This is a genomic window from Brachymonas moutaii (nom. illeg.) (genome assembly GCF_049977365.1).
In the GTDB taxonomy this organism is placed as follows: domain Bacteria; phylum Pseudomonadota; class Gammaproteobacteria; order Burkholderiales; family Burkholderiaceae_C; genus Brachymonas.
The window spans coordinates 26,863-46,768 of the sequence record NZ_JBNGEN010000008.1 but is presented as its reverse complement, the minus strand read 5'-3'; the positions used below and the strand labels follow the sequence as shown (position 1 = coordinate 46,768).

Sequence of the window (19,906 nt, the reverse complement as noted above, 5' to 3'; positions counted from 1 at the left end):
CTCCGCGCCCGACGCATTCCGAGCCGCCCCACATGGGGCGGCTTTTTCATGCGCGAGCGGGGGGAGTGGGGGCGTTCGCGGCAGTCCACAGCGAGCAGGGAGGGCCAGGTTCTAGGCGCGGGGGCCAACAGGCCCTAAAATCAGTAGGCTGTATCTGGACATACCCAATATTTTCACGTTCTATTTCCCGAAGGAATTTCCATGCCTCTCGTTTCCATGCGCGAACTGCTCGACCATGCCGCCGAAAACGGCTATGGCATCCCTGCCTTCAATGTCAACAACCTCGAGCAGGTGCAGGCCGTGATGGCGGCTGCCGACGAAGTCGGTGCGCCCGTGATCCTGCAGGCCAGTGCAGGGGCCCGCAAGTACGCAGGCGAGAGCTTCATCAAGCACCTGATTGCCGCCGCCTCCGAGGCCTATCCGCACATTCCGCTGGTGATGCACCAGGATCACGGCACGTCTCCGGCCGTGTGCGAGGGCGCCCTGCGCCTGGGCTTCGGCTCGGTCATGATGGACGGTTCGCTCAAGGAAGACGGCAAGACGCCTTCGAGCTTCGACTACAACGTGCAGGTGACCCGCGATGTCGTGGCCATGGCCCACAGGATCGGCGCCACCGTCGAAGGGGAGCTCGGCTGTCTGGGGTCGCTCGAAACCGGCGAGGCGGGTGAGGAAGACGGCATCGGCGCCGAAGGCAAGCTCGATCACAGCCAGATGCTGACCGATCCCGAAGAGGCAGCCCAGTTCGTCAAGGCCACCCAGCTCGATGCTCTGGCCATTGCCATCGGCACCAGCCACGGCGCCTACAAGTTCACCCGCAAGCCCACCGGGGACATTCTGGCGATTTCGCGCGTCAAGGAAATCCACGCCCGCATTCCCAACACCCACCTGGTGATGCACGGATCGTCGTCGGTGCCGCAGGACCTGCTGGCGATCATCAACCAGTACGGCGGTCAGATGAAGGAAACCTACGGCGTGCCCGTCGAGGAAATCCAGGAAGCCATCAAGTACGGCGTGCGCAAGATCAACATCGACACCGACATTCGCCTGGCCATGACCGGTGCCGTGCGCAAGTTCATGGCAGAGAATCCCTCCAAGTTCGACATGCGTGAATGGATGAAGCCTGCCCGCGAAGCCGCCAAGGCCGTCTGCAAGCAGCGCTACCTCGAATTCGGCTGCGAAGGGCAGGGTGGCAAGATCAAGGGCATTCCGCTGTCCGAGATGGCCGAGCTCTACGCCACCGGCGCGCTCGCGCAGGTCGTGCAGTAACGCAGCGTCGAGCTGGCTGTCCATTCGGCGTCTGCACGGCCGTGGGTCTGGTGCGGCACCAGATCCGGGGCCGGCAGGAAGGCTGCAGGGCGCATGGTGCCGTGGGAACGGGCCATGCGCTTTTTCTTTTGTGCGGCAGCAAAGGGGTGGTGGCAACGGCGCCATGGACGGCCGCGAGGTCGCGGGGCCGGGCATGCACGCGGCAACTGCGCAGCGCCCAGCAGGGGCGGCGGCATAAAATGGGCAGATCGTTTCTTTCTACCCTTCCGTCACAGGAACAGGATATTTCCATGTCTGCAGACACCCCCGCCGCCCTCCATACCTCCTCCATCCACTCCCTGCCGCTCCTTGCACGCGGCAAGGTGCGCGACAACTATGCCGTGGGCGACGACCGCATTCTCATGGTCGCGAGTGACCGCATCAGCGCGTTCGATGTCATCATGGGCCAGCCCATTCCCGGCAAGGGCGCGCTGCTCACGCGCATGGCCCTGTTCTGGTTCGAGCGCCTCAAGGGCATCGTGCCCAACCACCTGACCGGCGAAGCACCCGAGAGCGTGGTGCAGCCTGACGAAGTGGCCCAGGTGACGGGGCGCAGCATGCTGGTCAAGCGCCTCAAGCCCCTGCCCATCGAAGCCGTGGTGCGTGGCTATCTGGCCGGCAGCGGCTGGACCGAATACCAGGAAAGCCAGAGCGTGTGCGGTGTGCCCCTGCCCGCCGGGCTGCGCAATGCCTCCCCGCTGCCCGAGCCCATCTTCACCCCGGCTGCCAAGGCCGAAGTGGGCGAGCATGACGAGAACATCAGCTTCGAGAAGGTCGAGCAGACCATCGGCAAGGAGCTGGCCGCCCGCATGCGCGAGGTGAGCATCGAGCTCTACCGCACTGCCGCTGCCTTTGCACGCACCAAGGGCATCATCATTGCCGACACCAAGTTCGAGTTCGGCCTTGACGAGAACGGCACCCTCACCCTGATGGACGAGGTGCTTACCCCCGACAGCTCCCGCTACTGGCCCGAAGCCGGCTATCAGGCCGCCTTCGACGCCGGCCTCAATCCCCCGAGCTACGACAAGCAGTATCTGCGCGACTGGCTCCAGACCGCCACTGTCGACGGCAAGCCTTGGACCAAGCAGCCGCCCGCACCCACCCTGCCGCAGGAAGTCATCGACAACACTGCGGCCAAGTACCGCGAGGCACTCGAAGCGCTGACGCGCTGACCGACCCCTCCGCGGTTCGCATCGCAACGCTGCAGCAGGAGTCGGCATGGAGGCTTTCACCCCCGGCGATCTCAAGACCATCCTGCACTCCAAGCGGGCCAATCTCTATTACCTGGAGCATTGCCGCGTGCTGGTGAAGGGCGGGCGGGTCGAATACGTCACCGAGGACGGAGACCGCTCGCTGTACTGGAACATTCCCATTGCCAATACCACCACGGTGCTGTTGGGAACGGGGACTTCCATCACGCAGGCAGCCGTTCGCGAGCTGGCCAAGGCCGGCGTGATGATGGGGTTCTGCGGCGGGGGCGGTACGCCCCTGTTTGCGGGCAGCGACGGCGGGCTCGACATCGGCTGGCTGTCGCCGCAGAGCGAATACCGGCCGACCGAATACCTCCAGCAGTGGGTGGCGTTCTGGTTTGACGACCGCTGGCGGCTCGAAGCGGCCAAGGCGTTCCAGCGCGTTCGGCTTTCGCGCATTCTGCGCTGCTGGGAGCAGGACCGTGTGCTGCGCGAGCAGGGGTTTGCCCCTGACACGGCCGGGCTGGAGCACCTGCTGCACACGGCGCAGGCAGGCATGGGGCAGGCAGCCGATACCGTGCATCTGCTCACCGAAGAGGCCCGCATGACCCATCAGCTCTACCGGCTGGCGTGTGCCGCCACGGGCTATGGCAGCTTTACCCGTTCCGAGCGGGGCGAGGCCACGGATGCTGCCAACCGCTTTCTGGACCACGGCAACTATCTGGCCTATGGCCTGGCAGCCACGGCGACCTGGGTGCTGGGGCTGCCGCACGGGCTTGCGGTGCTGCATGGCAAGACCCGGCGCGGCGGGCTGGTGTTCGACGTGGCCGACCTGATGAAAGATGCCATCGTGCTGCCGCAAGCCTTTCTGTCGGCCATGCGGGGCCACAGCGAGCAGGAGTTCCGGCAGGCCTGCCTGGAGAACTTTGCGCGCACCGAGGCGCTCGACGTGATGATCGACACGCTCAAGGCCACGGCGCAGGAGGTGGCCCGCCAGGCCCGGGAGGCCGGTTCCACCACCGTGGCGTCCCCGGCGCGTCCCACTGATGGCGGGGAGCCGTTGCCATGAATGTGCTGCTGGTTTCGGAGTGCGACAAGCGTGCCCTGCGCGAGACGCGGCGCATTCTGGACCAGTTCGCCGAGCGGCGGGGCGAGCGCACCTGGCAGACGGTCATGACCCAGGCGGGGCTCGATACCCTGCGGCGCCTGCTGCGGCAGAGCGCCCGCAGGAACACGGCCGTGGCCTGCCACTGGATCCGGGGGCTGGACCACAGCGAGCTGCTCTGGATCGTGGGCGACCGCAGCCGATTCAACGCCCAGGGCGCCGTGCCCACCGATACCACCCGCCGCAATGTGCTGCGCACCGAGGATGAAAACGACTGGCAGACGGGCGAAGACATTGTGCTGCTGGCCCAGCTCGCCGCCCTGCTGCACGATCTGGGCAAGGCGAGCGAGGCGTTCCAGCAGCGGCTGCGAGGCAAATGGCATGAGCGCAACGCCTACCGGCACGAATGGGTGTCGCTGCGCCTGTTTCTGGCCTTTGTGGGGCAGGACGACGACGCAGGCTGGCTTGCCCGCATGGCCGACTTGCCGGCACAGGAGCCGGAGTCGGCGGCCGATGTCTGGCTGCAGCCCGGTCGCTATTGGCGCGATGGCCTTGATGACCTCAATGGCCAGGCGCAGTCGAATCCCTTCCGGAACCTGCCCCCGCTTGCCGCAGCGGTGGCCTGGCTGATCGTCACCCATCACCGGCTGCCGGTTGTGCCGTCGGTCAACGACGCGGGCCGGCCAGCGCGCATGGGCAGCCGGCTGCCGATCTATTCCGTCGAGCGGCTGGGCCATGGGCTGGATGACGTGACCGCGGGATGGAACGAATGGCCGCCTTCCGAGGCGCCCCCGAAGGATGTCGCGGCCTACTGGGCGTGCGCGGACCGCCTGCCGGTGCATCTGCCGCAGTGGCAGGCACGTGCCGCCCGGCTGGCGCGCAGGTTGCAGGCACTGCGCGCGCGCCCCGACAAGGGCGGCTGGCTCGACAACCCCTATGTCATGCATCTGGCCCGGCTGTCGCTCATGCTGGCAGACCATCACTATTCGAGTCTGCAGGGGCCGTCCCCCCAGCGGCTCAAGGGTGACGCAGGCTGCCGTGCCCATGCGAACACCGATGCACAGGGACGGCTCAACCAGCCCCTCGACGAGCACCTGCTGGGCGTGGCCCGTGATGCGGGACGCATCAGCCATGCGCTGCCGGACTTTGCCCGCTATTTGCGCCATTTGCGCAGCCCTCTGCTGCGTCGGCGCAGTGGGGCAGGGCGGTTCCACTGGCAGGATCTGGCCGCCGACAGGGCAGCGGGCCTGCGGGAGGCCGCTCGTCTGGGCGGGGGATTCTGCATCAACATGGCTTCCACCGGCTGCGGCAAAACGCTGGCCAATGCCCGCATCATGCATGCGCTCGCTGACCCTGAGAAAGGCATGCGCTGCTCCTTTGCCCTGGGGCTGCGCACCCTGACCCTGCAGACCGGGCGCAGCTACCGGCACGATCTGGGCCTGGGCGACGAAGACCTGGCCGTGCGCGTCGGCGGTGCAGCCAGCCGGGCCCTGTTCGAGTACTACGAACAGCAGGCCGAGCGCACCGGCTCGGTTTCCTCCCAGAGCCTGATCGATGCGGATGCCGAAGTCCTCTATGAGGGCCCCGACGAACTCGCGCGGCACCACGGGCTGCTGGGCATCGCCCTGCAGGACCGGCGCATTCGCGACCTGCTGGCCGCGCCCGTGCTGGTCTGCACCATCGATCACCTCATGCCGGCCACCGAGGCCCAGCGTGCGGGGCACCAGATCGCGCCCATGCTGCGCCTGCTCAGCAGCGACGTGGTGCTCGACGAACTCGACGATTTCGACCTGGACGACATGCCCGCCCTGACGCGGCTGGTGTACTGGATCGGGCTGCTGGGCGGACGCCTGCTGATCTCGTCGGCCACCCTGCCGCCGGCGCTGGTCGAAGGCATGTTCCAGGCCTACCGGCAGGGCCGGCAGCAATGGGCGCGCAACCATGGTACTGGGGATGCCGGTGAGGCCTGCGTGCAGGAGGTGGCCTGTCTGTGGGTCGATGAGTTCGGGGCGCAGGCGCAGTCCTGTGGCGACATGGCTGCCTTTGTGGAGCGGCACCGACAGTTTGTGGAGCACCGGGTGCAGGCGCTGCGGGACGTGCCGGCACGGCGCATGGGACGGCTGCTGCCACTGGAGCTTTCTCCACAGCCCGAAACCGAAGCCTTCCAGACCGCCTGGGCCATGCAGGTGCGTGACGCCATGCTCCAGGCCCATGCCGCGCATGCCGAAACCGTACCCGGCTCGGGTCAGCGGGTCAGCTTTGGCATGGTGCGCATGGCCCATATCGATCCCCTCGTCGATACGGCCCGGGCGCTGTACCGGCTGGGCGCGCCAGAGGGTTTTCGCATCCATCTCTGTGTGTACCATGCCGCCTTTCCGCTGGCCCTGCGTTCGGCCATCGAGCACCAGCTCGACCAGGCCTGCAATCGCCGCCAGCCGCAGGAGGTGTTTGCGCTGCCCCTTGTGCAGGAGCGGCTGGCTGCGCATCCGGAGCACGAACACCTCTTTGTGGTGCTCACCTCGCCGGTGAGCGAAGTCGGGCGTGACTGGGATCTCGACTGGGCCGTGGTCGAACCCTCGTCCATGCGCTCGCTCATCCAGCTCGCGGGACGTGTCCAGCGGCATCGCCAGCAGCCGTGCACCGAGCCCAACATCCTGATCTTCGACACCAACCTGCGCCATTTGCGGCAGCCGGAGAAGGCCGCGTTCTGTCGCCCGGGGTTCGAGGCCGAGCCCACCCTGCGCCGAGGGGCGTATACCCTCGCCAGCCACCGGCTCGAAGACCTGCTGCAGGTGTCCGAATACCAGCCGCTCGATGCTTGTCCGCGCATTCAGCCGCGTCCACGTGAGAGCTGGCAGCCCACCCGCAGTCTGGTCGATCTGGAACACGCCAGGCTGGTCGATACCCTGCTCCCCCATGCACGAACCACCCCCGTGGCTGCGGCGGCTGCAGCCCAGCCAACCTCCTCCCGCCGCAGGAGCAGGGGAGGCTCCCAGGCGGGGGACCACAACGTGGATGCCTGCAGCATCTGGGAAATTCCCCGTGCCAGCCTGACCTGGACATTGCCGCAGCAGCAGCCGTTCCGGGCGCCGGACGGGGCACCGGATGTCGATCTGGTGTTCCTCCCCGACGACGATACGGGAGCGCTGTATCTGCACCGGGTGGAGAATAAGAATGATTCACGCAAGGGCCTTGCCAGCCTCTACGTGCGGGAGGAAGACGCCAAGGGATCGGGCTGCATCGAACACATCGACCTCGCAGCCTCCATGGGCCCGGGCATTCAGCCCTGGGTGGTCCTCAGCCTGCCGGACATGCTCGCCGCCCTCGCGCAGCATCACGGACAGGATCTGCGCCAGACTGCCATCCGATTCGCCGGCGTGCAGGTACGGGCCAGCCCGCGCGGGTGGCGGTATCACCCGGTGCTGGGGTTCAGCCAGCGCCCATGACTCCGGTGCATTATTGGATAAAACTTTATTTGTATTTATTGATTAATAAGAAAATACAAAAAGGTCTTTGCATCTGATTTTCATTGAAATAAATCAAACCTTGTTCTGTCTGCGTGCCGAGTGTGGCAGACCATAATGCATCGGGTAGACCGACCGCAAACGGAGGCGCAGGGGGCTTGAGACTCCCATGCGTGCCCTCCATTGAGCAAGGAGATCCTTCATGAGCGAGCAAGCGCTTGCCGCACCGGCCCAGGCGGGCTGGCGCGATCTGATTCTGGCGTTCATTGCCGAACGGCGGGACGCCAAGGCCAAGAGCAAAACCAAGAGCCAGGGGGAGGACGAAGGTGGACAGGCCGAGAGGGCCGACCGCTTCGAGCCTTCGGTCTGGCTGGCCGATGCCGCACAGCGTGTGGGGCAGCTTCACGCCGTCACCCACGTGCTCAAGGCCACACACCCCAAGGCGGAGGGCAGCAGCCTGTACGTTCTGCCTGCCACCATGGTCGCCCAGCACGATGTGGGCACCCACAGCCTGCAGGGGCCTCAGCCTGGCGACATCGTCGGCAATGCCGCTGCCCTGGATGTCTACAAACTGCTCAAGCTCGAACGCCAGGGCGTGCAGCTCCTGGATGCGCTGCTGGAGGCAGAGCCTTCGGCTGTAGCCGCGCTCGACGCCGACCCTCAGGTGGCCCGCCGGCATGCAGAAGCCTTCACCGGGCTGGTGCGGCAGCAGGTGGGGGGCTGGGAGTCCCACACGCTGGCCAAGCAGGTGTACTGGTGTATGCCGGGCGCTGATCCTGCGGAAGATGCCAGCTTCCACCTGCTGCAGCCGCTGTTTTCCAGTGTGCTGGCCCATGCGGTGCATGCCGACATCAGCGACGCGCGCTTTGGCGAGGCCAACAAGGCCGCCCGCAAAGCCTTTCATGACGATCAGCCGCATGCAGAGCCCTACCGCGACTATCGCGGCCTCGTCATGCGCAAGCTCGGGGGCACCAAGCCCCAGAACATCAGCCAGCTCAACAGCGAAAGGGGCGGCGTCAACTATCTGCTCGCCTCGCTGCCTCCCCGCTGGCGTTCGACGCGCTGGAGTCGTCTGTCCAAGTGCAGCAGCGCGTTGGAGCTGTTTCTGTACTTCGAGGACGTGCAGGCGCAGATCGCCGAGCTGGTGGCAGGGCTCCTGCAGGCTCCCGGCTCGACGATGAAAGTGCGCGAGTGGCGCAAGGACTGCGTGAATCAGCTGGCGCTCACCCTGCTGGCTTTTGGCCGTGCCGTGGCAGCCGACCAGCCGGCGGGCTGGACGGGCCGCACGCCCTGTCGGCTGCCGCCGTGCGAGCAGATCTGGCTCGATCCCGACCGTGCAGCCGTGCCGCAGCCCGACGAATCGCCGGAGGATCAGGACTTTCGTGCCGCCCGCGAGCGCAGCGACTGGGCCGATGCGCTCGCCACGCAATTTGCCTGGTGGCTCAATGACCGGCTCAAGCGGGCAGGTTTGCCGCTGGGCGTTGTGGAGGCGCGCGAATGGGCGCGGGCCTTCTGGGTCGAAGTGGATTGGCCCACTCCCCAGCAGCGCCGACTGCGTGAAGAGGACAACATGACAGGAGGTTCCCATGACTGAAATACCCAACCCTCCCGATTTCACCCATCTGCTGGTGGTGCCTCATGTGCGCGTGCAGAACGCCAACGCGGTATCGAGCCCGCTCACGCATGGCTTTCCGTCGATCACGGCCTTTCTGGGCCAGATGGGGGCACTGGAGCGCAACGTTCGCTCTCAGGGCATCGACTGGGCGTTCAAGGCCGTGGGAGTGGTGTGCCACGACTATGCTGAACAGGTGGTCGAACCGGCCTATCCCGGCGCACCCACCACGTTCTGCCTGACCCGCAACCCCGTGGACAAGGACGGCGGCACGGCTGCCATTGTGGAAGAAGGGCGCATCCATCTCGACATCACCCTGATCTACGCCGTGTCTTCCGATGCCCTGCTGCATGCCAATGAGGCCACGCTGCAGACCGAGGCCGATGCCATGGGCGAACGCATTGCCTGCATGCGGCTGGCAGGGGGCAGCATCCTCCACCGTCCCTGGACGCGGCAGCATCGGCCCCGCCTTCTGCCCTGGAGCGACCAGGTCGACACCGCCTCCCAGTTCCGCAAGCTGCTGCTGCGACTGCTGCCGGGCCATGTGCTCGTTGGGCGGGATGACCTGCTCGCCCAGCGTCTGGCGCACCTGCGCACCACTCGGCCCCATGCCACCGCACTCGATGCGCTGCTGTCGCTGTCGCGCGTCAACTGGCACAGCGAGCTCACCGCCCCCGCCGAGCAGGAGGCCGACACCGCACCGGCGAGCGAAGCATCCCGGCGCACCCCCCGGCACTGGCAGAACGACCGCACCGGGCAGGGCTGGATCGTGCCCATTCCGGTGGGCTACGGGCGCCTCGGCGACCTGCTGCCGGCTGGCAGTGTGGCCCGAGCCCGGGATGCATCCACTCCCTTCCGCTTTGTCGAAAGCCTCTACTCCATCGGCGAATGGAGGGGGGCGCATCGCCTGCGTACGGTCGAGGAGTTGCTCTGGTGGGCCGACGGCGACCCCGATGCCGGCTATTACCGCTGCCGCAGCGGCTATGGCGTGAGCGCCATGCGGGGGAAATGACGTTTCCGTTCGTCGTCCTTCCTTTCTTCGTGACCGCGTATTTCCTTCTGTCTGTATTCCCTTCCCTCCCTTGGCCTCCTTGCGGGCCCTTCAGGAGTATTTCATGACCAAGACCCTCGACAACACCCTCTCCACCGCCTCTGTCCTCGCCTTCGAGCGCAAGCTTGATCCTTCCGACGCCATGCTCTACGCCGGTACCTGGGACGACCGTGCCCATCCCACCCTCTGGCACCCCGTGCCGCTGCACGAAAAATCCGTGCGCGGCACCATCTCCAACCGGTTCAAGACCAAGGACCAGGACCCTGCCAAGGTGGATGCGGCCATGGAGAACCCCAATCTCCAGACCGTGGACGTGGCCGCCCTCCCGCCCGATGCCGACACCCTCATGGTGCAGTTCACCCTGCGCGTGCTTCCCGGTGTCGGCACCCCTTCTGCCTGCAACAGTGCTCCCTACCAGAGCCGGCTCATGGACGTGGTGCGCCAGTATGTGGACGCCCATGGCTTTGCGGAACTCGCCCGGCGCTATGCCCTCAATCTGGCCAATGCCCGCTTCCTGTGGCGCAACCGCCTGGGCGCCGAAGCCGTGACCGTGGAAATCGCCCGGCTGGAGCAGGGACAGGCCGCCCAGACCTGGACATTCGATGCCCTGGCCCTCGACACCCGCTCCTTCAACACCCCGGTCCCTGACAACGTGGCCAAGCTGGCGGACGTGGTGGCTTCCGGCCTGCGTGGAAAATCCCATGTGCTGTTGCGCGTCACCGCCTGGGCGCGGCAGGGTAAGGGGCAGGAAGTGTTCCCCTCGCAGGAACTCATCCTTGACCGCACCACCGGACACAAGAGCAAGACCCTCTATCAGATCGACCAGCAGGCCGCCATCCACTCCCAGAAGATCGGCAACGCCCTGCGCACCATCGACACCTGGTACGAAGGCGCCGACGCCCTCGGCCCCATCGCCGCCGAGCCCTACGGTTCCGTCACCACCCAGGGCAAGGCCTACCGGCAGCCACGCCAGAAACTCGACTTCTACACCCTGCTCGACAACTGGGTCCTGCACGACAATGCCCCCGCCACCGAGCAGCAGCACTACGTCATGGCCATCCTCATCCGGGGCGGCGTGTTCGGAGAATCCAAGTGACCACGGGCCCCAGACCATGACGACCCACTACCTCGACTTCACCCTCCAGCCCGATCCGGAGTTCCCGCAGCCCCAGCTCATGAGTGCCCTCATGGCCAAGCTGCATCGCGCGCTCGTGCAGCGGGGATCTGGCGACATCGGCATCAGCTTTCCGCACTATGTGCAAACCTGCAAGCCGACGCTCGGAGCCACCCTGCGCTTGCATGGCACCGATGCCGCCCTGCGCGAGCTCATGGCGCAAGACTGGCTACGAGGCATGCGCGAGCTGGTTGAGCCGGCCCAGAACGGAGCGCCCCTGCCGGTGCCTCCGGGCGCCCGGGCCCTGTGCGTGCAGCGCAGGCAGTTCGACACCAGCATCGACCGCCTCCGCCGTCGCCGCATGCTGCGCAAGGGCGAAACGCCTGAACAAGCCGAGGCTGCACTCCCCCAGCCCCCTGCACCGCGCCCGACGCTGCCGCATGTCCACCTGCGCAGCACCAGCACCGGGCAGTCCTACTGCCTGCACATCGACCAGACCCCCGTTCCCGTCGCGTGCGACAGCGGCCAGTTCAACACCTACGGCCTCAGCCACGGCCGCACCGTCCCCTACGTCTGACCCTTTTTGCCAGGGCGCGCGCAACCGCGTTGTAAATCAACAGCTTGCACGCCCCCTCCGCAAAAGGGTCCTCCAGCCCCCAAGGCCGGAAAGCTCTTTAAAAACAAGCACCTCCTGGAGGTCAGCCTCCAGTTATCTGCCGCATAGGCAGCTCAGAAAATCGAGGTCGACCTGCTCGCCAACAGCCCCAGCGTTATCTGCCGCATAGGCAGCTCAGAAATTGGGCAAGGACGTTTCGGCCACCATCTACGCGTTATCTGCCGCATAGGCAGCTCAGAAACTGCACCGTAGGACATGCGATCTGCCCCAGAAGTTATCTGCCGCATAGGCAGCTCAGAAAACGCAAGCCGCCGCCATCGGCGAGTCTCAAGTGTTATCTGCCGCATAGGCAGCTCAGAAAACATCAATCACCTCAGCGAATATCGTCCTGACGTTATCTGCCGCATAGGCAGCTCAGAAATTCGGGGAGTGCCACAAAATTCTGCTGCCCACGTTATCTGCCGCATAGGCAGCTCAGAAATTCACCTTCACCTTCACCTTCGCTTGCAGGGTAGTTATCTGCCGCATAGGCAGCTCAGAAATGGTAGCGGAATGCGAGCGTGGTGCGCCCATTGTTATCTGCCGCATAGGCAGCTCAGAAATCACTTGTGAGTAAGCACCGTCCGCCCATCGCGTTATCTGCCGCATAGGCAGCTCAGAAACGGAGTTGCCACGAAATAGCTGGTCTCAGTGCGTTATCTGCCGCATAGGCAGCTCAGAAATTTCTGGGCTTGAACGTCGCTATGGCCTGTCCGTTATCTGCCGCATAGGCAGCTCAGAAAACTGTGTCGCCGTCCACTTGCTGCGCTGTTACGTTATCTGCCGCATAGGCAGCTCAGAAATGCGGCAGATACTGCCGTGGTGGGCCGCACGTGTTATCTGCCGCATAGGCAGCTCAGAAAAAAGATGATCAAGGAGCTTGAAACGCACCGCCGTTATCTGCCGCATAGGCAGCTCAGAAACTGATAGGTGGATGGTTCCCGCGCGCGGTCGAGGTTATCTGCCGCATAGGCAGCTCAGAAATCACCGACGTGGACAAGGAGCTGGCCGAGCAGGTTATCTGCCGCATAGGCAGCTCAGAAAGTTCGCCCACATTGCGAACGCCTTTTTCACGTCGTTATCTGCCGCATAGGCAGCTCAGAAAGTCGGCATCGTCACGATGGTCGGGGCCTGATCGTTATCTGCCGCATAGGCAGCTCAGAAATGCTGGCATCAAGGCTTGCAGAAGCGCAATAAGTTATCTGCCGCATAGGCAGCTCAGAAAGTTACGGCGTTTGCGATGACCTCGGGCTCTGCGGTTATCTGCCGCATAGGCAGCTCAGAAAGAAGAAAGGCACGACGGACTGCACGGAATTGGGTTATCTGCCGCATAGGCAGCTCAGAAAGCAAATGATGCCGATATCCGCAGGTACGCCTGGTTATCTGCCGCATAGGCAGCTCAGAAAAATATCGCCGGTGTCGGCAGGTGGTTGATTTTGTTATCTGCCGCATAGGCAGCTCAGAAAAGATCTGCGCTGTAGCCGGTCGTGATCGTCACGTTATCTGCCGCATAGGCAGCTCAGAAATACTGACGGCGCGTGCACAAGCGATGCAGGCAGTTATCTGCCGCATAGGCAGCTCAGAAAATTCAATAACGCAGGAGCCTGCACATGACCACGTTATCTGCCGCATAGGCAGCTCAGAAAGCATGACGGCATCGCGGATGGCGTCCGGCGTGGTTATCTGCCGCATAGGCAGCTCAGAAATCATCATGGGCATGGGCGGTGGGTCTCAGTCTGTTATCTGCCGCATAGGCAGCTCAGAAAATGATGGAATCTATCCGCCCCAGCGTTGCCGCGTTATCTGCCGCATAGGCAGCTCAGAAACGGTCATCCCGCAAGCGTCCAGCTTCGCTCAGGTTATCTGCCGCATAGGCAGCTCAGAAAACAAAGGCCGTGCACGCCTTGACTTGTCCGGCGTTATCTGCCGCATAGGCAGCTCAGAAAGAACTGGTAGCCAAGCATGCCGGGGGCACTCAGTTATCTGCCGCATAGGCAGCTCAGAAAAGTTCCTGTCCGTTCACCCCGGTGCCCGCAAAGTTATCTGCCGCATAGGCAGCTCAGAAACACGTCGCCGTCTGGCTCCCCAAGGGCATCACGTTATCTGCCGCATAGGCAGCTCAGAAAGATGACCGGGTGAGCACGCATGCGCTCGGTGAAGTTATCTGCCGCATAGGCAGCTCAGAAATTGACACCTACACCATCGTGACACCTGACGCGAGTTATCTGCCGCATAGGCAGCTCAGAAAAGATTCTCCATCCGACGCACACATCTGGGACAGTTATCTGCCGCATAGGCAGCTCAGAAAATCAAGTCCGTGAAGGACGCCAACCCAAAACCCGTTATCTGCCGCATAGGCAGCTCAGAAAAACATGGGAAGCATCTCCGGAGGCAGTATGAAGTTATCTGCCGCATAGGCAGCTCAGAAAACCTGGTAGCTGTAGGCCAGCGTGTTTCCCACAGTTATCTGCCGCATAGGCAGCTCAGAAATCGTTAAACCCAACTAGGCCCGTATTAGAGGCGTTATCTGCCGCATAGGCAGCTCAGAAATTATCGGTCTATTGGACTCGCCGCATTTGACAGTTATCTGCCGCATAGGCAGCTCAGAAAAAAGATGATCAAGGAACTGGAGACGCACCGTCGTTATCTGCCGCATAGGCAGCTCAGAAAATTCGTCGAGCGCAGCGCGTCGGCTGGTGTAGGTTATCTGCCGCATAGGCAGCTCAGAAAGTGAAGTTTGTCATCCGCGGCATCAGCGGCGCGTTATCTGCCGCATAGGCAGCTCAGAAATGCGTGCGGCCGGTGAGCATTGCGGCTGTGAGGGTTATCTGCCGCATAGGCAGCTCAGAAACAAGCGTGACAAGCAGGGCGTCGATGACAGTTGTTATCTGCCGCATAGGCAGCTCAGAAAAAGCGGCGGGCATCATGACCGCAGCAGAGCGCGTTATCTGCCGCATAGGCAGCTCAGAAAGGCACGGAGATGAACTCCATGTTCGGATACAGGTTATCTGCCGCATAGGCAGCTCAGAAAGTATTCGATCCGACGCTGCCGTCGTTCGAGTAGTTATCTGCCGCATAGGCAGCTCAGAAAATCATGCAAGCCGTCAAAGTCAATGCAGCATAGTTATCTGCCGCATAGGCAGCTCAGAAATTCCGAACGTCGCCCCTTCTCTTCTCTGCTGAGTTATCTGCCGCATAGGCAGCTCAGAAAAGATAAACGCCGCAAGCATTGAGTCTGTTTTTGTTATCTGCCGCATAGGCAGCTCAGAAAACATGGTGGAGCGTGCGACCATGGCGCCGCAAGTTATCTGCCGCATAGGCAGCTCAGAAACTTGGCGTAGATGGTCGCCGACACATCCTTGCCGTTATCTGCCGCATAGGCAGCTCAGAAATCAAGCGCAAGGGCATGCGCAATGCGCCGCGCGTTATCTGCCGCATAGGCAGCTCAGAAAATCGCCAGTAATGTGCGGGCAGTCTTTTCAGAAGTTATCTGCCGCATAGGCAGCTCAGAAAATCCTCCGGTGGCTGAATTGAGCTTCTGGAAGGTTATCTGCCGCATAGGCAGCTCAGAAAATCCTCCGGTGGCTGAATTGAGCTTCTGGAAGGTTATCTGCCGCATAGGCAGCTCAGAAAAATTGCCATCTTGATGCTGTTGTCAGATGCGCGTTATCTGCCGCATAGGCAGCTCAGAAAAGCGATGCCGAACAGATAGCTCTTGTTCTGGAGTTATCTGCCGCATAGGCAGCTCAGAAAGTTGAGGCAGGTACTTTCTCCAGCTACAACAAGTTATCTGCCGCATAGGCAGCTCAGAAATTTCTGGGCTTGAACGTCGCTATGGCCTGTCCTGTTATCTGCCGCATAGGCAGCTCAGAAAAGCTGATCGCCGACGATGTCAACGGCCAGAAGGTTATCTGCCGCATAGGCAGCTCAGAAATTCTGCTTGAGCAGGGCCTCTTTGTAGCCCCGGTTATCTGCCGCATAGGCAGCTCATAAAAAGAAAGCTTCCGACATTCTCGATGCCTCTGGGTTATCTGCCGCATAGGCCACCCAAATGCATAGATTCCTCCCAGAATCTGGCTGCATCAGGATGGCTGCCCTTTGCCGGTGGCGCCAAGTGTCTGAAGGGGGGGCTTGGGTGGCTGCTGCGCTGGGGCATGCAAAAGGCCGGAGAAACCGGCCTTGGGAGTGTGCGAGGGGGGAGGGCAGGAGCCGGGGCTGGATCAGCTCAGGACCACGCTGCTGAGGCGGCGGCGGTAGCTGGCCATGGTGGGGTCTTCGGGGGGGATCTGTCCTTCGGCGACGGCGGGCTTGGGGGGCTCCATGATGTCGAGGATGGCGATGTAGGTCTTGCGGGCGAGGTCTTCGTTCCAGTGCTTGTCGCGCATGAGGATGTCGAGGAGTTCGTCGAGGGCGTCGGTCCAGCGCTGGGCGGCCATGAGGGCCTGGGCGCGGGCGTAGCGGGCGTCGAAGTCGCGGCGGTTGGCGGCGATGGCGGCATCGAGTGCGGCCATGTCGGCGGGCACGGGGTGCTGGGCGTCGATGGCGTCCATCCAGCGCTGCAGGCTGTCGAGGCGGCGCACGGCGCTGGTTTTGGCGATGACGGGGGCGAAGGCGACCTTGGCGTCGTCGATCCGGCCTTCCTGCAGCAGGAGCTTGACGTAGTCGAAGCGGGCGTCGTCGTTGGCGGGGTCGGTGGCGACGGCATGCTGGAGCTGTTCGAGGGCCGAGGTGGTGTCGCCGCTGGCGAGGGCGTCCTGGGCGGCGGCTTCATCGGCTTCGGCGGCGAGGGCTTCGGGCAGGGGCAGGGGCAGGTGCTTGTCGAGGAATTCGCGGACCTGGCCTTCGGGCAGGGCGCCCATGAAGCCGTCGACAGGCTGGCCACCGACCATGAGGACGCAGGTGGGGATGCTGCGCACGCCGAACATGCCGGCAATCTGCTGCTGTTCGTCGGAGTTGATTTTGGCCAGGATGAAGCGGCCGGCGTATGCGGTTTCGAGTTTTTCGAGCACGGGGCCGAGGGACTTGCAGGGGCCGCACCAGGGGGCCCAGAAGTCGACCAGAACCGGGGTGGTGATGGAGGCCTGGAGGACGTCGGTTTCGAAGTTGTCGGCGGTGATGTCGATCATGATGTGCGCAAGAAGGGGGAGAGAAAAAGGGCGGCGTCAGAAGCCGAAAACGGGGTTCGACGGAGGGGAACGTGGCTGTGGGCAGGCCCTGCCACGCCGGGCATGCGGCCATCAGGGGCACAGGCAGGCTCTTACAATAGCAGACCGTATGGCCCGGAGAGGAGAGACTCCTTTCGACATGGGGCCGTGCGGCAATTTTTTCAAGGCAGACAGGGGTGGTGCGGGGTGTGTGGCGCAGCCCGGCCGGGGTGCTCCGCGCAAGCGGGGAGCCAGTGTCTGCCGCAGGTCACGCAAGCATGGAAGGGGAGTCAGCTATGGCAGAGGTGCAGGTCGGCGTCATCATGGGGTCGAGTTCCGATTGGGACACCATGCAGCACGCGGTGGCGGTGCTGCAGGAGTTTGGCGTGGCGTTCGAGGCGCGCGTGGTGTCGGCCCATCGCATGCCAGACGACATGTTCGCCTATGCCGAGAGCGCGGCGGACCGCGGTCTGCAGGCGATCATAGCCGGGGCGGGGGGCGCGGCGCACCTGCCGGGCATGGTGGCTGCCAAGACGGTGGTGCCGGTGCTGGGCGTGCCGGTGGCGAGCCGCCATCTGCAGGGTGTGGATTCGCTGCACAGCATCGTGCAGATGCCCAAGGGCGTGCCGGTGGCGACCTTTGCCATCGGGGCGGCGGGTGCAGCCAATGCCGCGCTGTTCGCGGTGGCCATGCTGGCGGTCCATGATCCGGATCTGCGCCGCCGGCTGCAGGAATTCAGGGCGCGTCAGACCGAGGTGGCCCGTGCCATGGAGCTGCCGGTGTCCGGCTCCGAGGGGGCCGCCCAATGACCACGGAACGCACAGCCGATGCCGGCGCAACGGTGACGGGAGTCCGGGCCACGCTGGGGGTGCTCGGCGGAGGGCAGCTCGGGCGCATGCTGGTGCATGCGGCGCAGAGCATGGGCTTTTCGACGGTGGTGCTCGATCCGGCGGCCGATGGGCCGGCCGGGCAGGTGAGCCAGGCACAGGTGGTGTCCGCCTACGACGACCCTGCAGGCTGGGATGCGCTGGCCGCCCAGTGTGACGGCATCACGACCGAATTCGAGAACGTGCCGGCGGCGGCGCTGGCCTATCTGGCGCAGCGCCGGCTGGTGTCGCCGCCCGCCGAGGCGGTGGCCATTGCGCAGGACCGCTCGCGCGAGAAGGCGCACTTCACCCACTGCGGGGTGCCCTGTGCCCCGTACCGCACCATCACCACGCCTGCCGATCTGGAGCGTGCGGCGGCGGCGGATCTGTTGCCCGGCATTCTCAAGACGGCGCGCATGGGCTATGACGGCAAGGGGCAGGCCGTGGTGTCCACCCCCGCCGAACTGCAGGCAGCATGGCAAGCCATGGGCCAGGTCGAGTGCGTGCTGGAGCGCCGGCTGGCGCTGGCGCTGGAGTGCTCGGTGGTGGTGGCGCGGGGGGCCGATGGGGCCATGGTGCATTTTGCGCCGCAGCGCAATGCCCATCGCAACGGCATTCTGGCCACGACCTATGCCTTCCGGGGCGCCGTGCCGGCCCATCTGGCCGACGAGCTGGTGCAGGCCACGCGGCGCATTGCCGAGGGGCTGCATTACGTGGGCGTGCTGTGCGTGGAGTATTTCGTGCTGGAGGACGGCTCCTGGGTGGTCAACGAGATGGCGCCGCGTCCGCACAACAGCGGGCACTACACCATCGATGCGTGCGAGCACAGCCAGTTCGATCTGCAGGTGCGCACCACCATGGGCCTGCCGCTGGTGGCGCCGCGCCACCACAGCCCGGCCATCATGCTCAACCTGCTCGGCGATGCCTGGATCGGCACGGACGGGCAGTGGCGCACGCCGGACTGGGCCCGCATTCAGGCACTGCCGGGGGTGCATCTGCATCTGTACGGCAAGCGCACGGTCAAGCGCGGGCGCAAGATGGGCCACATCACCCTTACCGCAGCCACCCCGCACGAGGTGCAGCGCCAGGCGGCCCAGGTGGCCGAGATGCTGGGTCTGCCCTTCCTGCCGCTGCCTGTGGCCGAGGACTGAGCCGGCACCTGGACGCGAGCCACGACTGGAGCCGGGGGCGGGCAGGGGTGCTCCTTTCTTCCGCTCCGGTGGCTTGGCCGGATCTTTCCGGCGGGTCCGGTGGCCCTTCTCGATTTTTCTTCTGTCCGTTTCTGGAATGCCCATGCTGCTCGATGCCACTTCTTCCGCTTCTGCTGCCGACCGCGAGGTGGCCATTGCCCGGGCGGCACAGATTCTGGCCGATGGCGGGCTGCTCGGGCTGCCGACCGAAACCGTGTACGGGCTGGCTGCCCGCGCCGACGACGATGTCGCCGTGGCCCAGATCTTTGCGGCCAAGGGGCGGCCCACGGGGCATCCGCTCATCGTGCATGTGGCCGCCACGGACGATCCGGTGGATGCGGCCCGGCCGTTCGCGGCTCCCGATTTTCTCGACACCCTGCCCGACCATGCCGCGAGCCTGATGCGGGCCTTCTGGCCGGGGCCGCTGACCGTCATCGTGCCCCGGCGCGAAGGCGTGGCCACTGCGGCGGCGGGGCACCATCCGAGCGTGGGGCTGCGCTGCCCCTCGCATCCGGTGGCGCAGGCCGTGCTGCGCGCGGCAGCAGCACGGGGGGTGCCTGGGGTGGCGGCGCCGAGTGCCAACCCCTTCGGGCGGGTGAGCCCCACCACGGCGCAGCATGTGCTGGCCGAGTTTGGCGATGCCCTGCCGGTGCTCGATGGCGGGGCATGTCAGGTGGGCATCGAGTCCACCATCATCGACTGCACGCGGGGCCAGCCGGTGCTGCTGCGCCCCGGCGCCATCACGCCAGACGATGTGTTCCGGCGCCTGCAGGTGCGTGTGCTGCTGCCCGAGGCGGCACAGGGGGCTGCTCCCCAGGCTTCTGGGACGCTCGTGTCGCACTATGCGCCCAGGGCGCGGGTGCGGCTCATGGGGGCCGCCGACATGCAGGCCGCGCTCGACCTGCTGGGCGACGAGGCGCCTGCCATCGGCATCTGGAGCCGGACGCCGCTGCGCACCACCGCGCGGCAGGTGCATCTGCATGCCATGCCGGCCGATGCCGCCGCCGCTGCCCACGCGCTGTTTGCCGAGCTGCGTGCGCTCGATGCGCTGGGAGTGGGGCTGATCTGGATCGAGGCCGTGCCGCCCACGGCCGAGTGGGCCGGCGTGGCCGACCGGCTGCGCCGCGCGGCCGCGTAAGGGATTCTGCGCTCAGGGGGCAGGGAGGCGCCGGGCTCGGACCGGACGCCGGGGCCTCGGGTGCGCCGTTGT

13 protein-coding genes and 1 CRISPR repeat array are annotated in these 19,906 nt (G+C 64.7%); of the genes, 11 read left to right on the top strand and 2 right to left on the bottom strand.

Annotated elements, in window-relative coordinates; all coding sequences use genetic code 11:
- Positions 1-201 precede the first annotated feature (201 nt).
- On the top strand, positions 202-1,266 hold the full coding sequence (gene fba, locus ACP2WS_RS09510; RefSeq protein ID WP_374491858.1) for a class II fructose-bisphosphate aldolase: 1,065 nt from the start codon (positions 202-204) through the stop codon (positions 1,264-1,266).
- Here the strand turns inward: fba and ACP2WS_RS09505 are convergent.
- Positions 1,230-1,382, bottom strand: a complete 153-nt coding sequence (locus ACP2WS_RS09505; RefSeq protein ID WP_426460577.1) for a hypothetical protein — start codon at positions 1,380-1,382, stop codon at positions 1,230-1,232. The two genes, fba and ACP2WS_RS09505, sit on opposite strands and share 37 nt — an antisense overlap.
- A 174-nt stretch (positions 1,383-1,556) precedes the next feature.
- On the opposite strand from ACP2WS_RS09505, the gene ACP2WS_RS09500 reads away from it, so the two are divergent.
- The 7 genes from ACP2WS_RS09500 to cas6f all read left to right on the top strand — a co-directional run bounded on the left by ACP2WS_RS09500 (position 1,557) and on the right by cas6f (position 11,418).
- On the top strand, positions 1,557-2,477 hold the full coding sequence (locus ACP2WS_RS09500) for a phosphoribosylaminoimidazolesuccinocarboxamide synthase (protein WP_426460575.1): 921 nt from the start codon (positions 1,557-1,559) through the stop codon (positions 2,475-2,477).
- A 46-nt stretch (positions 2,478-2,523) separates the two neighbouring features.
- Positions 2,524-3,564, top strand: a complete 1,041-nt coding sequence (gene cas1f, locus ACP2WS_RS09495) for a type I-F CRISPR-associated endonuclease Cas1f (protein ID WP_426460573.1) — start codon at positions 2,524-2,526, stop codon at positions 3,562-3,564.
- Entirely contained in the window at positions 3,561-7,046 is a 3,486-nt protein-coding gene (gene cas3f / locus ACP2WS_RS09490; RefSeq protein ID WP_426460571.1) for a type I-F CRISPR-associated helicase Cas3f, read from the top strand. Before cas1f ends, cas3f begins: the two co-directional genes overlap by 4 nt.
- Before the next feature lie 220 nt (positions 7,047-7,266).
- Positions 7,267-8,658, top strand: coding sequence for a type I-F CRISPR-associated protein Csy1 (csy1, locus tag ACP2WS_RS09485; protein ID WP_426460569.1), 1,392 nt, complete (start codon positions 7,267-7,269; stop codon positions 8,656-8,658).
- Complete coding sequence (gene csy2 / locus ACP2WS_RS09480) at positions 8,651-9,688, top strand: type I-F CRISPR-associated protein Csy2 (protein ID WP_426460568.1); 1,038 nt, start codon at positions 8,651-8,653, stop codon at positions 9,686-9,688. The genes csy1 and csy2 overlap by 8 nt, the downstream gene beginning before the upstream one ends.
- A gap of 103 nt (positions 9,689-9,791) precedes the next feature.
- The gene (gene csy3 / locus ACP2WS_RS09475) at positions 9,792-10,823 is read left to right on the top strand and encodes a type I-F CRISPR-associated protein Csy3 (RefSeq protein ID WP_426460566.1); all 1,032 of its coding nucleotides are present in this window, start codon (positions 9,792-9,794) and stop codon (positions 10,821-10,823) included.
- A gap of 16 nt (positions 10,824-10,839) precedes the next feature.
- Positions 10,840-11,418 carry a type I-F CRISPR-associated endoribonuclease Cas6/Csy4 gene (gene cas6f, locus ACP2WS_RS09470; RefSeq protein ID WP_426460564.1) on the top strand — a complete coding sequence of 193 codons (579 nt, stop codon included), beginning with the start codon at positions 10,840-10,842 and terminating at the stop codon, positions 11,416-11,418.
- A 131-nt stretch (positions 11,419-11,549) separates the two neighbouring features.
- Positions 11,550-15,490: direct repeats of the CRISPR family, unit length 28 nt; unit sequence GTTATCTGCCGCATAGGCAGCTCAGAAA.
- Between the two features lie 226 nt (positions 15,491-15,716).
- Here the strand turns inward: cas6f and trxA are convergent.
- Entirely contained in the window at positions 15,717-16,622 is a 906-nt protein-coding gene (trxA, locus tag ACP2WS_RS09465) for a thioredoxin (protein WP_426460562.1), read from the bottom strand.
- A gap of 314 nt (positions 16,623-16,936) precedes the next feature.
- On the opposite strand from trxA, the gene purE reads away from it, so the two are divergent.
- From purE to ACP2WS_RS09450, 3 genes are all read left to right on the top strand, one after another.
- Complete coding sequence (gene purE / locus ACP2WS_RS09460) at positions 16,937-17,449, top strand: 5-(carboxyamino)imidazole ribonucleotide mutase (RefSeq protein WP_374491852.1); 513 nt, start codon at positions 16,937-16,939, stop codon at positions 17,447-17,449.
- Entirely contained in the window at positions 17,446-18,657 is a 1,212-nt protein-coding gene (locus ACP2WS_RS09455; protein ID WP_426460561.1) for a 5-(carboxyamino)imidazole ribonucleotide synthase, read from the top strand. Before purE ends, ACP2WS_RS09455 begins: the two co-directional genes overlap by 4 nt.
- A gap of 142 nt (positions 18,658-18,799) precedes the next feature.
- Positions 18,800-19,834 (top strand): L-threonylcarbamoyladenylate synthase, encoded by a 1,035-nt coding sequence (locus ACP2WS_RS09450; RefSeq protein ID WP_426460638.1) that lies wholly within the window; start codon positions 18,800-18,802, stop codon positions 19,832-19,834.
- Positions 19,835-19,906 lie beyond the last annotated feature (72 nt).